The organism is Streptomyces sp. NPDC002619, from assembly GCF_042889305.1.
In the GTDB taxonomy this organism is placed as follows: Bacteria; Actinomycetota; Actinomycetes; order Streptomycetales; family Streptomycetaceae; genus Streptomyces.
Genome location: NZ_JBIAQV010000063.1, coordinates 17,634 through 30,513, shown reverse-complemented (window position 1 = coordinate 30,513; position 12,880 = coordinate 17,634). Strand labels below are relative to the sequence as shown.

General features: G+C 68.5%; 11 protein-coding genes and 1 pseudogene. 8 read left to right on the top strand and 4 right to left on the bottom strand.

All coding sequences use genetic code 11. The annotated features are described in order from the left end of the window. Positions 1-177 precede the first annotated feature (177 nt). Complete coding sequence (locus ACFYXB_RS41450; RefSeq protein ID WP_389590322.1) at positions 178-498, top strand: DUF427 domain-containing protein; 321 nt, start codon at positions 178-180, stop codon at positions 496-498. Between the two features lie 63 nt (positions 499-561). Beyond that, the gene (locus ACFYXB_RS41445; RefSeq protein WP_389590321.1) at positions 562-1,407 is read left to right on the top strand and encodes a hypothetical protein; all 846 of its coding nucleotides are present in this window, start codon (positions 562-564) and stop codon (positions 1,405-1,407) included. Between the two features lie 602 nt (positions 1,408-2,009). Here the strand turns inward: ACFYXB_RS41445 and ACFYXB_RS41440 are convergent. Both ACFYXB_RS41440 and ACFYXB_RS41435 read right to left on the bottom strand, forming a co-directional pair. Next, positions 2,010-2,720: pseudogene (locus tag ACFYXB_RS41440) on the bottom strand (IS3 family transposase); the annotation flags it as partial. Between the two features lie 128 nt (positions 2,721-2,848). Then, positions 2,849-3,148, bottom strand: a complete 300-nt coding sequence (locus tag ACFYXB_RS41435; RefSeq protein WP_389590320.1) for a transposase — start codon at positions 3,146-3,148, stop codon at positions 2,849-2,851. Between the two features lie 157 nt (positions 3,149-3,305). Here ACFYXB_RS41435 and ACFYXB_RS41430 point away from each other — a divergent pair, with 157 nt between their 5' ends. The 5 genes from ACFYXB_RS41430 to ACFYXB_RS41410 all read left to right on the top strand — a co-directional run bounded on the left by ACFYXB_RS41430 (position 3,306) and on the right by ACFYXB_RS41410 (position 7,488). After that, positions 3,306-4,070, top strand: a complete 765-nt coding sequence (locus ACFYXB_RS41430; protein ID WP_389590319.1) for a nucleoside phosphorylase — start codon at positions 3,306-3,308, stop codon at positions 4,068-4,070. Positions 4,071-4,768: 698 nt separating this feature from the next. Beyond that, positions 4,769-5,320, top strand: coding sequence for a SigE family RNA polymerase sigma factor (locus tag ACFYXB_RS41425; protein ID WP_388509775.1), 552 nt, complete (start codon positions 4,769-4,771; stop codon positions 5,318-5,320). After that, a complete protein-coding gene (locus ACFYXB_RS41420) occupies positions 5,313-5,888 on the top strand; it encodes a hypothetical protein (protein ID WP_389590317.1) in 576 nt (191 codons plus the stop codon). The genes ACFYXB_RS41425 and ACFYXB_RS41420 overlap by 8 nt, the downstream gene beginning before the upstream one ends. Before the next feature lie 111 nt (positions 5,889-5,999). After that, the gene (locus tag ACFYXB_RS41415; RefSeq protein WP_389590315.1) at positions 6,000-6,653 is read left to right on the top strand and encodes a hypothetical protein; all 654 of its coding nucleotides are present in this window, start codon (positions 6,000-6,002) and stop codon (positions 6,651-6,653) included. Positions 6,654-7,188: 535 nt separating this feature from the next. Continuing rightward, the gene (locus ACFYXB_RS41410; protein ID WP_389590314.1) at positions 7,189-7,488 is read left to right on the top strand and encodes a restriction endonuclease; all 300 of its coding nucleotides are present in this window, start codon (positions 7,189-7,191) and stop codon (positions 7,486-7,488) included. A 399-nt stretch (positions 7,489-7,887) separates the two neighbouring features. Here ACFYXB_RS41410 and ACFYXB_RS41405 read toward each other — a convergent pair whose 3' ends face one another. Beyond that, on the bottom strand, positions 7,888-9,096 hold the full coding sequence (locus ACFYXB_RS41405; protein ID WP_389590312.1) for a phosphodiester glycosidase family protein: 1,209 nt from the start codon (positions 9,094-9,096) through the stop codon (positions 7,888-7,890). 240 nt (positions 9,097-9,336) lie between these two features. Between ACFYXB_RS41405 and ACFYXB_RS41400 the strand changes: the two genes are divergently transcribed. After that, positions 9,337-10,077, top strand: coding sequence for an MBL fold metallo-hydrolase (locus ACFYXB_RS41400; protein WP_389590311.1), 741 nt, complete (start codon positions 9,337-9,339; stop codon positions 10,075-10,077). An 81-nt stretch (positions 10,078-10,158) separates the two neighbouring features. Here the strand turns inward: ACFYXB_RS41400 and pepN are convergent, their stop codons facing one another. Beyond that, complete coding sequence (gene pepN, locus ACFYXB_RS41395; protein ID WP_389590309.1) at positions 10,159-12,600, bottom strand: aminopeptidase N; 2,442 nt, start codon at positions 12,598-12,600, stop codon at positions 10,159-10,161. Positions 12,601-12,880: the final 280 nt, after the last annotated feature.

Sequence of the window (12,880 nt, the reverse complement as noted above, 5' to 3'; positions counted from 1 at the left end):
TCCACGGCAACTGCTCGCCCCTTCTCATGTGCAGGCTAACACCCCATCAGGTGCCAACATTCCAAGGGAAGAAGCGCCACTTTGTTAGGAGTTCTTAGGGGGCACAGAGGGAATGCGGGGCGGGCGCCAGCGGGTTCCCTCAGCCCACCGAATCCAGGAGGAAGGACGGATGCCATCATGATGCGCGCGGTCTGGAACGGCGTCGTCATCGCCGAGACCCCCCTTACGAAGATGATCGAGGGCAACCACTACTTCCCGCCCGACTCCCTCATCCGGCCGCACTTCACGGACGCCCGCACCCGGACGCTGTGCCCGTGGAAGGGCATCGCCCGCTACTACAACGTCGAAGCCGGCGGCGAGACCAATCCGAGCGCGGCCTGGTACTACCCCCACCCGCGGCCGATCGCCCGCCTCCTCGGCATCAAGAAATACGTCGCCTTCTGGAACGGCGTCACCGTCGAGGGAACTCGCGAGTCCCGCGCGCTTCTTCCGAAGTAACGGTGACGCGCGGCCGCCAAGGCATGCCTCGCCCTTGCCGGCAACAGCGCGACTGAAGACCCGATGCAATCTGTGGCCCTTCTCGTCGCCGTCGACCTGGTCGACCATGCGCATGGCCACCGCCTGCCGGGCGGAGTGCACGGCGCGCGCGAGCCCGAGTTCCACCGCGCCACGGGAGGCGTCGCGGACCTCGTCGTCGAGGAGCTGGTAGTCCCGCTCGTGCGTGTCCTGGGTGTTGTTCCCCGTCCGGCCGTGGTGCGCCTGGGCGCTGTGCCGCAGGGCCTGACCGCTCACCCGAGCCGGCAGCGCCGCGCCGTCCTCCCGGGCGTGCTGCTGCCAGCGCCGGATCGCATCCGACAAGACGTTGCCGGTGGCAAAGTCGCGCAAGCTCTCGCCGCCGCCCAGACAACGGTGGCCGACCAGCAGCTTGCTGGTGGTGCGGCGAGCAGTTCCAGAGTCGCCCTCGCCTACCCGGTCAGCTCCAGGCGCCGCGAAGAGTTCGAGCTGCAATACCTGGTCGAGTTCAACCAGCTGCTCCGCACGGCTATCGACAAGTTCCTCGATGTCCACGCACACGCGCGCCGGCTGTTCTACGCACGCGTCGACGCTGTGATACCCGAACACGGGCAACAGAAAGAGGCAGCGCACGAGGCTTTCGAGGCTGCCCTCTCTGCCGTTTCTGCACAGGTCGGCCTCATCATCGACCGGGACATCCGAAAACCAGGCGACCGGCCTCATCCAGTACCTGACCCACCAAGACGAACGGATGCGGGGGAACGACCTCCTGGACCCACAGGCACTGGCACAAGCAGCCAACCACTGGTACGAGCCGCTGGGGCTACGCGTCCGGGGGATCTACGCCGGCTGGTTCCAGGAGTAGCCACACAACGTGCCGAGCAACCTGGATAGACCCGCACCGCCCATCAGCCCGAGCCGCTAGCCTGTACGCAGCAGCCCGGACAGGGCGCGCGTAGACGGCCCAAGGCCTCACCTCTGACGGGGGCGGGGCCTTTGTCGCCCCCAAGGGGTCTGCGGTGCTCACCGCTTCGGCGACCCCAGCTGGCCTCAGCCGACTCCCCCGCCCCCGTTCCAGGGGCCTCTGAGGGGCCTTCATGGGAACGCCATGGGAACGGAAGGCCGTGTAAAGGCAGGGAACGATCAGGCAGGGACGGAAGACTGCAACCCGCTGAACAGCAGGAACGGGGAAGTCAGGGAAAGGCCAGCACAGACGGGTGAGGCCATGGGGTCTCTCCTAAAGCGGGGCTCAGCCCGTAGTTCGCTTCGTTGGGCGAGGAATGCGAACTCGTCATTTGTTGCCGGGACATCCAGCACGTGTGGCCTGGATGTCCCGGCGGTTGGCAGGGGTTAGCCGATTCCGGTGACCTGCAGGGCCGTGGTCCAGTTGTTCTTGATAGCGCTGCAGGCGGCGGACAGCGTGATGGTGCCGGCGCAGACGGCGTTCTTCAGCTTCGTCTCCATGAAGCTTCCCCGTGATCTTGGACACTCGATCTCTATGCTGCGAGGCCGTGCTGGTGCCGTTGCCGAGTCTCGGCTGGGGTGAGGTAGCCGAAGACCTTGTGCCTGCGCAGACGGCGGCGGTTATAGAACGTCTTGATGAAGTCGAAGACCTCCGCGCGGGCGGTGGCCCGGCCAGGCCGGACACGCGTGCCGATCTCTTCTTTGAATAGAGCCCAGAAGCTTTCCGCGGCGGCATTACCGAAGCAGGACCCGGTGCGACCGCAGCTTTGCCGGACGTCCAACTTACGTATTTCATGCCGGAATTGGCTGCTGGTGTATTCGCTGCCGCGGTCTGAATGCGCTATCCAGCCGGGCTGGAGCCGGCCCCGGCCGTCGGCCATCTTCAGCGCATCAACGACGAGGGTGGCGCGGTGGTGGTCGGCCATCGAGTAGCCGACGACCTCGCGGGTGGGCAGGGCGGTGATGTCGCCGACCAGCTCGGTGCCGGGACGGTCGGCGTCGAAGTCCCGGCCGATCAGGTCCGCGGCCGGCCGTGCCGTCTTGCCCGGCTGCGTCAGCGAGCGCCGTCTGCGACGGATGACACCTTGGATGTCACGCTCGCGCATGACGCGGGCGACGCGTTTGCGGTTCACCAGCAGCCCCAGGCGCCGCAGTTCGGCATGGCCGCGCGGGACGCCGTAACTCTGGCGGAAGGCGACGTGGATGACGGTGATCTCGTGGGCCAGGGCCTCATCGGCGGCCCGGCGCGCGACCCGGGTCTCTGCCGAGGCGAGCCAGGCCTAGAAGGAGGAACGGGCCACCTTCAGCAGCCGGCACAGGAAAGGGACGCCGTGGGTGGTCTTCTCCGCCTCGATGAACGCGTACGTGTCGTTCACCGATCGCTCTCCTTCGCGAAGAAGACCGCGGCTTTTCGCAGTACCTCGATCGTCTTGGCCTGTTCGGCGTTCTGCCTGCGCAGCCGCTTGAGCTCCTCGCGTTCCGCCGTGGTGAGCTCGCCGGGCCGGCCTTCGCCCTGGTCGGTCTTGGCCCGGCGGTACCAGCCGCGCAGGGACTCCGGACTGATGCCGAGCTCCCGGCCGACCGCGGTGACCGTCTTCCCCGTGGAGTCGACGAGCGCGAACGCGTCCCGTTTGAACTCCACGGTGTATCGCTTCGTGTGCTTGCTCCCCACCCGGTGCTACTTCCTCTGGAACCTCACGTCCCGGTCTCCAGGTGTCCACGATCAAGGGGAAGGTTCAAACTCCTCAAGCGAGTGTCGATGGATGGCCACGGCGCGTCGATGCGGCAATCCGTTTGCTGCATCTGCGGGTTGCCGTCGACCATGGCGTATGACCTTCCCCAACTATCCAGGCAAGTACGCTCTTCCAGCGCTCTTCCAGCCGCACGAGACCCTGCGCCAGGCTGTTCGGCAGCAGGTGGTGCCGGAAGCGGTCGTGATGATGTACAGCGCCAGGCTTCGGCGTGAGGTCCTACAGCGGTACGCATCACAGCGTTTTGAGGCTTTCTTCGGCGAGTTCCATGTCGTGGATGTGGCGGGCAAGCAGGTTGGGTTGCTCAGCGGGTTCGGCATAGGGGGTCCGGCCGCTGCGTCCGTATTGGAAGAGGCTATCGCCGCAGGCGCGCGATGCGTGGTGAGCATTGGTGGCGCCGGCGGGCTGTGCGTCGGCCAGGTCCCCGGTGACGTGGTCGTCTGCGACCGGGCTGTGCGTGATGAAGGCGTCTCACACCACTACCTGGGACCGGAGCGCTACGTGCAGCCGGACGAGGAGTTGACAGCTCGGTTGATCGATACGCTCAAAAGACGAGGACGCCAAGTGCAGGTAGGCGGCAGTTGGACAACCGACGCGGTGTATCGAGAGACGCGCCAAGAGGTGCTGGCCTATCGAGACGAAGGCGTACTGACTGTCGAGATGGAAGCCGCATCCCTCGCAGCAGTGGCTCAGTACCGAGGCATCGCCTTCGCCACCGGCCTCGTCGTCATGGACTCGCTGGCTGCGGAGACTTGGGAGCCCAAGGGGCTCGCCGACGCGGCAGCCTTCGACGCGCTCAACGACCTGTTCGACGCCGCTGCCGCAGTACTTGTCGGCGCCTGAGTCCGCACAAGGCGGAGCGCTGCGTCGTGTGGACTATTCGTGGACGAAGCGGCGTTGCGCCAGCGAGCTCAGAGTCCTTGACCTGCCGTAACGTCAGAGACAGCCGCGGACTCCGGAACCGTGTGCGCAGGTTCGAATCCTGCCGGGGGCACTCGCCGAAGAGTAGCAGAAATCAAGCTCTGACCAGGGCGAATGCCGGCAGAAGAGAGCGGGAGTCAGTCTCACTGACTCCCGCTTTGTCCCGTTGCCTCTCACTGTTCGCGACACACCTCCGACACACCGCGCTCAGCCCTCGGAGCAGGCGAGATGCGTGCCCATCTGGTGAGGCCGAGTTCGCGTAGGGCGTCGGCGGGGTCACGACAAAGCAGCTCTGGAGTAGACAACGCCTCCGGATGAGATCGGGGGCCTTCGCCGTCCGGGTGTGGATCCAAGGTCGGGGCCCCGAGCGCTGCCCGGGTCGCGGCCGAGCGTCGGGCCCCGGCCATGCTCGACCCAGCCTGGGCGGGACACGGGCTGAAGATCGCCTCAACGCCCGTGTGCGCGGGGGTCGCTTTGCCGTCCGAACCGGTGGGGCGCTCAGTCCGGCCACGCAAACATGGCATCGGCTTGAAGACGGTCAGTCCCGAGCGGCACGATAAGCTCCGCATCATTGAGCAGGTGGGTGCCGGGATTTACCGGCATCCGAAGCGAGAAGAGGCATGCAACTGCCCGAGAACCTGCCGGGACGGGGTGTGGAGGAACGTGAGTTCGACGCCTTCTACACCGCGAGCGTCGGCCGTCTCATCGGCCAGCTGTATGCGATGACGGGCGACCTCGCAGAGTCGCAGGACGTGGTGCAGGAAGCCTTCGCCCGGGCCTGGGAACGCCGGACGCAGCTGGATCTGGATGGCGCACCGGAGGCGTGGGTGCGTACCGTGGCGTGGCGGCTGGCGGTCAGCCGGTGGAGGCGGGCCCGCGCCGCCCTCGTTTTCGCCCGCCGACAGGGTCCGCCCCCCGTCGTACCGCCCCCCGAGCCACACCACGTGGTGCTGGTCGAGGCGCTGCGGCGGATTCCCGAGACACAGCGGCGGGCCGTGGTCCTGCACCATCTGTGCGATTTGTCGGTGGAGCAGGTGGCCGCCGAGACTGGCTCCCCGGTCGGTACGGTCAAGGTGCACCTGAGGCGCGGGCGGGCGACCCTGGCCCGCCTGCTTTCCGATACGGAGCTGGATCCCCGAGCGGGCCGACTACCGGAGGGGGAGCATGGCTGACGAGACCGAGCTGGGACGGCGCCTCGCCGAACTCGCCGAGTCGGCAAAGGGCCGTGCCGTACCGATTGCCGCGTACCGGGTGCGGGCCCGCGGCAATCAGCGTCTGGGCCGCAGGCGGACGGCCCTGGCTACCGTCGTCGCGTCGCTGGCCGCCGCACTGGTGGCAGGCGGCTTGGCGCTGGCCGGCTCCGCCCGGGTGCCGGAGCCGGCCGCGGTCACTCCGGTGCCGACTCCATCTCCCTTCGTGCGCCCGTCGCCCGCCCCGGGCGAGGAGTACGCCAGCGAATTGGGCTATGTCTACGGTGCGGTGGCCGAGGGCGACACGGTGCGCGTCACCGTCCAGCAGCTCCGCGGCGTGATCCAGGGCACCGCTTCGCCCACCGGGGTGGTACACACGCTGACGCTGCCGCGTGCGACTCTCGTCGAGGCGCGCCGGCTCTCCGGCGGGCGCCCCGCGGACTTGCAGTTGGGCCAGCTGGTTGGTCGGCTGGCGGACGGTCCGCGGTGGATGTTCCGGATCGACTACGACAGCGAGGGTCGTGTGGAGTCCCTGCGGGAGGCCGGGTAACCCACCGGTGAGCTGTTACGAGTTCATGACATTGACGGTGTAACCCGCAGGGTGCGATGGCGCGTAGAGCCCGTGTATCTCGACCGCACCCGACCCGATGGGACGCTAAGCATGTTCACCTCACGCCGCCGAAACGTCGCCGGGGCTGCCGCCCTCGCCCTCACCACCCTTGCCCTCAGCGCTTGTTCCGGGGGCGGCAACGACGGCCGGGCGGACGCCTCCACGCCGGCCTCGGTGACGACATCGCCCTTTGCTCCGGCCTCCACTCCGGCGTCCGCCTCGGCCTCCGCGGCAGCGTCGGCAACCACGCCGGACGGCAGCACGGCACCGGGGAGCACGTCCGCACCGGGCGGCGGCACGGCACCGGGCAGCACGTCCGCACCGGGCGGCACGGCGACGCCGGGAGCCCCGGCGCGCTGGGCGGGTACCAAGCAGTTCATGCAGATCACCGACGCCTGGATCACCAACAGACGGACCTACCTGTCGGTTCGATCCGCCCGGAAGCAGTCCGCCACCGGCGACATCGAGGCCTGGGTGATCATTCCGGGCCAGGGGCCGTACAGCACGGTGTCCATGGCCACGGACGGCCGGGTACTGCTGTCGGTCCCACTGGGGGACAACTCGGTCCCCTACTCCTACTCCCAGGCCGAGTTCGTCAGGCGGGTGAAACTCCAGTCGCCGGCATTTCTCGAGGGGCTGGGCTTCGACCTCACTTTCGACAACAACGGCCAGGTGACCAGGCTGCAGTCGCTTTACACCCCCTGATGGCACCAAGCTACGGGAACGCTGTGGCAACGTCCGGCACCTCAGGAGCCAAGGGAGATCACGCACAAGGCTGCCGCGACATCGGGGTGTCCCAGTCTCCGACTGTCCGGTTGAAGCGCTGAGCTGCGTGGATAGGCGGGACACCCCAAAATCGCCAGTGTCCGATGTCCGGGTCCTGAAGCTGCAACACCCGGGGCGTTACAGCCATCCCGGCAACCTCAGGGCGCGGCTGGGACTCGCTCTCCCTCCCGGCCAGCGTCCGCGCACGCGTGAGTGGCGCGTGAGATGCAGCATCGGGCCATCTCACCCCACCGTTCCTCCAGGACAGCCGCTTCCGCTGCGCGTCCCGCAGCCTGTGCGCAGAGTCCTGGCCTACCCTGCAGAGCCAACGATGCGGCAAATGTGGCGCCCCCTCAAGGCAACCGTTGGCCTGACGACACTCATCGACGCCCACCAGACGCTACAGGTGATCGACAACGTACTCTGACCCAGCCGCTGTCCCCTCGCTCCCCTCCCCCAACTGGCAGGTGCCCTCATGCGCGGCTTCCCTTGCTTCAAGGTTCACAAGGCCGATGTCGGGCTGGTGGTGACGACGGCTAGCTTCACGGAAAACGCACGAAGGCTGGCTGAGGACATCGGCATCGCGCTATGCGACGGCCGACGGTTCGTCGTGTGGACCGAGGCGGGCATCCCCCCGTGGGAGGAGGAGAGGTATCAGGAGTTCCTCCGTAGCCCGCAGAGCTTCCGCCACATTTTCGATCACCTATACGAGCCCCCAGAGGTGGCCGTGAGAACACACGACCTGAGGGCTCGCGACACACATCCGAGACACTGATTGCCGCCCCGCGCCCCTAGGAAGCTCCGCCGCAGGTCAGCAGGATGTGAGACTTGATCGGCGCATCACTCCGGAGCCGTCGTACAGGTCTTCCACGCGGCCGCCGCCCCGCTCGCCCTATCTCGGGGCCGGCTCTGAGCGCCATTGGGAGGCCTGGGTGAGGGCTTTTTGCAGTTGTCGGTGATGCTCGGACAGGTCCGCGAGCATCTCGGTGCTCTCTTCCGCCAGGCAGGCATCGCCTCGCATCCCGTACATGCCGCCCGGCATCAGCGGGGGAAGCGGACTTCCGGACGCGCGGGCCTGGGAGACCGCCGGTCGCCATTCGGCCGGCTGCACCGGTCCGTCGCCATCCTCGACGGGGTGACCGTCCGCTCGCCCTGACGCTGTCCCGCATGCCTCTTACCGGGCGTAGACGGCGACGAAGTCGCGGGTGGCCTGGTCGTAGTAGCGGTCGGGTGGGTTGTCGAAGTCGAGGAAGTTGGTGGGCTCCGGGTTGGACGGGTGTTGGCCGGCGTCGTAGTAGATGAAGGACGGCCAGGCCCGGTTCATGTCGAGGGACATGGCACGGACCGCGCCGGCGCGCTGCATCAGTTCAGCCAGGGTCCGTGCGGACAGCGCCTGACCGACCACCATGACGATGTCGCCCTTCGCGGTGACGCCGACTCCGGAGCGTTCCACGAACATGCGGCCCTGGTCGGCGGCGCCCCACTTGCCGTCGTCGTCGATGTCGTCGACGACCTTGCCGTGGTCGACCATCAGCTCCAGGCATTGGCGGACTCCGACGACGTCGGAGGTCATCGACACATCGCGTCCCCATGCGCCGATCTTGATGGAGCCGTCGCGGTAGAAGACCTCGGCGGCTGCGCCGTCGCGCAGTTCGCCGACCTGCTTGCCGTCGAGATAGAAACCTCCCCGTGAGTCGCCGTTGGTGACGCGAAAGCCACCGTTCCAGGTGGCTAGCAGCCCGGTGCGGTCCCCTTCGGGGATGGTCGGCGGTACGTCGAAGGTGCCGCCGGGCTCGCGGAATCCGGGGTGCAGTTGGAAGCGTGCGTGTTTCCGGCTGATCCAGGCGACCGCGGCTTCGTACGAGGTGTGGTCGCTGTCCGGGCGCAAATAGGTGCCTTGCACGATCGGCTCGCCGTGGTCGGTGGCCAGAGGGCGGAAGACTCCCTCGCCGGGCAGCGCCGGGGTGACGAACGTGCGCATGCGGGCGTGCAGGGGGATCCGCGGCGCAGGCGCGGCGGGCGCGCCGCGTTCGGGGCCGGCGGCCGGGCGGTGGCCCCCGGAGCCGGGTGCCGCCGCCGGATCGGCGTTCTCGCCGTCGGCTTCGTGCGTACCCCGCATACGGGCCAGGGCGTCGGCGGAGAGGGTGCCGCCGACCCTGGGTGGGTTCATGTCGTATCTCAGGTTCTCCAACTGGTCCACGGCGAAGCCCAGTTCGTGGTCCCGCGCCCATTCGGCCATCCGGGCCATGTTGCTGTCCTTGCCGGGGTACGTCAGCGCCTCGCCGATCGACCAGCCGAGGCTGCCGACCAGGAGCGCGAGCACGGCGAGCCAGGTGCGTCGGAGCAGTCGGCGGCGCCGAGCGCGGGGTCGGTTGTGGGTCATGGCGCTCCTCGCGCGTGCGTCCCGGCCGAGTACCAGTCAGGATTAGCACTATTTACCCGATTAGTTCCGCCTCTGTTCCAGGTCAATCGCCTACGGCGGGAGATGCACCCGCTCGCCGCACAACGGCGCTCGCGGAACGACCGGACGCGGCAGTGCCGGTGCCGGCCATCAACGAGGGCGCCCACCTTGGCCGTTGCGGTAGCTTGACGGCGACGTCAGCACCAGCTCCGGGGGGAAGAGATGGCGTATACCGATCCGAGCGCGCTGGTACGCGTCACGGAGCGCGTCTGGCTGTGGCCGCACCATCCCGACCCCGACCGGGTCCAGGCGAGCGTGGGCGTGATCGCCGGGGACGACGGCTGCCTCGTCGTCGACGCCGGCCAGAGCCCGGCGCACGCTCGTCGGGTGCGAGAAAGCCTGGTACGCCAAGGGTTCCCGCCGCCGCAGCTGCTCGTTTACACGCACCACCACTGGGACCATGTCTGGGGCGCCCAGGAGTGGGGCGTCCCGGTCGTCGCCCACGAGCAGTGTCGGCAGGCGCTGCTCGCCGAAGCGGACAAGCCCTGGTCCGAGCCGTATCTCCGGGCGGAGATGGCGCGTGAGCCGCTGCTGCGGCCGAGCTTTTCGGCTCGGGTCCGGGCCATGGAGGGCTGCTGGGAGTCTTTTCGGATCGTGCTGCCCGACCAGACGTTCCGTACCCGTCACGTCATCGAACTCGCCGGGGCGGCAGCGGAACTCGAGCATGTCGGCGGGCGGCACACCCCGGACTCGATCGTCGTCAAGGTCCCCTCGGAAGGCGTGATCTTTCTGGGCGACTGCTATTACCCGCCGCCGTACCACCTGCGACAGCCGGGTGACGAGCCCGACCTGGCGATGGTCAGAGGGCTGGTGAACTCGGGCTATGCCGTCTACGTGGAGAGCCATGACGTGCCGAGGTCGCGACAGGAGGCCGAGGCCGCTTTGAACCCACCCGCCCGCTAGCCGTCGGGACGAACAGTGCCGTCCCGACGACGGCTCGCGCGTCGAGGTGTGGCTGCCGCGGCGTACGACGCCTGTCTCTGATCAGGTCGTACGGGTTCGGGAGTGGAGCATTCGCCTCACCTCGTCCGAACGTTCCAGGAGGGTGTTGCGGACCACCGGGGCCGCCTCGTGGGACGCCTGTTGGGCCTTTTCGATGTACGTGGGGTCGATGGCATGCAGCGGGAAGAGACGGCTTGCGAAGACCATCGCCGGGATCATTCCGCCTCGGTGCAGATGCGGTACCGAGTCCAGGTAGCGCTGGGTGTAGGGGGCCAGCAGGGCGTCCTGTGCGGGGCGCCAGAACGCCGCCGCCACTTGGCCGACCGAGTCGACGGGGACGGCGCGGTCCACCGCCAACTTCTGCCAGACCTCAGCCTTCGCGGCGGGGTCCGGCAGAGCGGCCCGTACGGTGAGGGCGCGGACCCAGGCGTCTGGGTCCGGGTCGCGTTCCAGCAGGAGTGCGACCTCGGACGAGACGTCGGCGGCCAGTTCCGCCTCACGAACCAGCACGCGCCAACACAGGTCCACGTCGTCGCCCGCCTGTTCGCGGAGCCAGGCCAGGTCGTCCGGAGCCGACGCAGTGCGGGCCAGGCCGCGCAGGGCGACCTGGCGGCGGCCGGAGTCCACGGCGAGGTGCCGACAGGCTGCCGCCACCGCCGCTGTCAGCCCGGCGCGTTCGGCCGGCGGTGCCCACAGTTCGGCGATGTTCGCGGCGAGTGTCAGACAGGGCTCGATCACGGCGTCGGACGTCTCGGCGGTGAGGACCGTGGTGATGCATCGTCCGGCTTCCGCTGCCGTGGCCTCGCCGGTGGTCAGCATGTCCCACACGGTCGCCGTGGCCACGCCCCGGGAGATGGCCGTGGGCAGTTCCGCCGCCGTACGGAAGAACGCGTCCCTGGTCGTGGGGTCAGGGCGGGTCGTGGCGAAGGTCAGGTCTTCGTCGTTGATCAGCAGGACGTCGATGTCTGCTTCGGGCGGGAGGCCCGTGACCGAAGTGCGGGTCTGCGTCACCTCGACCCGCACCAGCGCCCTGCGTTCGAGCGCTTCGCCCGTCCTGCCGTACGCGCCCACCGCCACCACCTGCGGGCGCGGGGTGCCGGCAGCCACCAGCGTGACGGTGTCGCCGTCGCGTTCCAGCGAGAAGCGGTCAGTGCCCGCCGTTTCCAGCCAGGCCGTGCGCCAGGTGTCCAAGTCGCGCCCGCCGGCCTCGGAGAGAGCGTCGATCAGATCCTGGAGCGAGGCGCTGCCCCATGCATGGCGGGCGAAGTAGGAGGCCATACCGACCCGGAAGCGCTCTTCTCCGACGTACGTCATGAGCTGCTGGAGCACCGAGGCGCCCTTGGGGTAGGTGATGTTGTCGAAGATCGACGCGGCCTGGGCGACGTCGTGGATGGGCTGGTGGATCGGGTGCGAGACGGGGCCCTGGTCGGACAGGTACGCCCTGAGCTTGTCGCCCGCCAGATGGCCCGCCCAGGCATCGGTGTACCGGGTGGCACGCTCGGCGGCCCAGTGGCAGGCGAACTCCGCGAACGCCTCGTTCAGCCAGAGGTCGTCCCACCAGCGCATGGTGACGATGTTGCCGAACCACATGTGCGCCATCTCGTGCAGCAGCACCACCGCGAGCAGTTCACTCTCGGCAGGCGTCGGCGTCGCCCGTCGCAGGAACACATCCGACCAGGTCACGCACCCGTAGTTCTCCATCGCCCCGCCGAACTCGGGCATGAACACCTGGTCGTACTTGCGCTGCGGGAACGGCATCGCAAAGGCCTCGCCGAAGAAGGCGAGTCCCTGGCGGGTGAGGGTGAAGATCTCGTCGGCGTCTCGGTCGAGGATCGACGCGAGGGAGCGGCGGGTGTAGAGGCCGAGGTCGTGGCCGTCGGTCTCACGGCGGATCTCGTGGAGTGGGCCCGCGTTGATGACGGTGTTGTAGACGGACAGGGGCGGGGTGTCCGGGAAAGTCCAGCGACGGGCCCCCTCCAGCTCCTCGACGCGCGGGTCTCCGGAGTTGCTGGTGACGGTCCATGCGGGCGGGGCCGTGACGGCGAAGCCGTGCGGGGCCTTCAGGTCGGGTTGGTCGAAGCACGCCCAGACGAACCGGGCCTGATCGGGCTCGAAGCTCATCCACACGTAGACCTCGCCGTCCGCGGGGTCGGTCGCCTTGTGCACGCCCTCGCCCGTCGTCGTGTCGGCCTGGACGCTCTCCACGCGCAGCACGTTGTGCTCGGCGAGAGCGGGCAGGGGTATCCGGCCGTCCCCGGTGGGGGTGAGGGGGTTGCCATTCAGCGTGGCGCTCCGTACCTGTGCCGCGCAGTCCACGAACGTCTCCGCGCCCGGCTCGTGGCAGCTGAAGGTCACGGTGGAGACGCACCGGACCTCCGGCCCGTCGGGCAGGCCGGTGAGGTCGACGTCCACGTCGTACCGCTCGACCGTCAACAGCGCGGCCCGGCGCTCGGCTTCGGTACGGGTCAGGCTCCGGATCTCCATGCGTTCTCCCTCGGCAGACAGCGGGCGTCAGCGTATGACGGAGGGCAGCTGTGGGCGCAGGGGTTTTTGGTGTGTCGAGCGGGCCGCGGGCGCCTGGAGCCCCGGCCGACCGGAGGAGGTGGCTGCGCCAACTGGCGGGAAGCGTTGTCGGCCCGCGGGCCCGCCCCCCCCCCCCGGGGTTTTGTGGGGGGGGCGTTGTTGTGGGGGGGGGGGGGGGGGGCCGATTCCTCCTCCGCCCCCCCCCCCCCCGCTGCCATCAACAGGGCGAAGAACTCCTCGT

Excerpts from the sequence above, each read along its gene's own strand:
- ACFYXB_RS41450 (WP_389590322.1), top strand. The coding sequence starts at position 178 with ATGATGCGCGCGGTCTGGAACGGCGTCGTCATCGCCGAGACCCCCCTT.
- ACFYXB_RS41445 (WP_389590321.1), top strand. The coding sequence starts at position 562 with ATGCAATCTGTGGCCCTTCTCGTCGCCGTCGACCTGGTCGACCATGCG.
- ACFYXB_RS41430 (WP_389590319.1), top strand. The coding sequence starts at position 3,306 with ATGACCTTCCCCAACTATCCAGGCAAGTACGCTCTTCCAGCGCTCTTC.
- ACFYXB_RS41425 (WP_388509775.1), top strand. The coding sequence starts at position 4,769 with ATGCAACTGCCCGAGAACCTGCCGGGACGGGGTGTGGAGGAACGTGAG.
- ACFYXB_RS41420 (WP_389590317.1), top strand. The coding sequence starts at position 5,313 with ATGGCTGACGAGACCGAGCTGGGACGGCGCCTCGCCGAACTCGCCGAG.
- ACFYXB_RS41415 (WP_389590315.1), top strand. The coding sequence starts at position 6,000 with ATGTTCACCTCACGCCGCCGAAACGTCGCCGGGGCTGCCGCCCTCGCC.
- ACFYXB_RS41410 (WP_389590314.1), top strand. The coding sequence starts at position 7,189 with ATGCGCGGCTTCCCTTGCTTCAAGGTTCACAAGGCCGATGTCGGGCTG.
- ACFYXB_RS41405 (WP_389590312.1), bottom strand. The coding sequence starts at position 9,096 with ATGACCCACAACCGACCCCGCGCTCGGCGCCGCCGACTGCTCCGACGC.
- ACFYXB_RS41400 (WP_389590311.1), top strand. The coding sequence starts at position 9,337 with ATGGCGTATACCGATCCGAGCGCGCTGGTACGCGTCACGGAGCGCGTC.
- pepN (WP_389590309.1), bottom strand. The coding sequence starts at position 12,600 with ATGGAGATCCGGAGCCTGACCCGTACCGAAGCCGAGCGCCGGGCCGCG.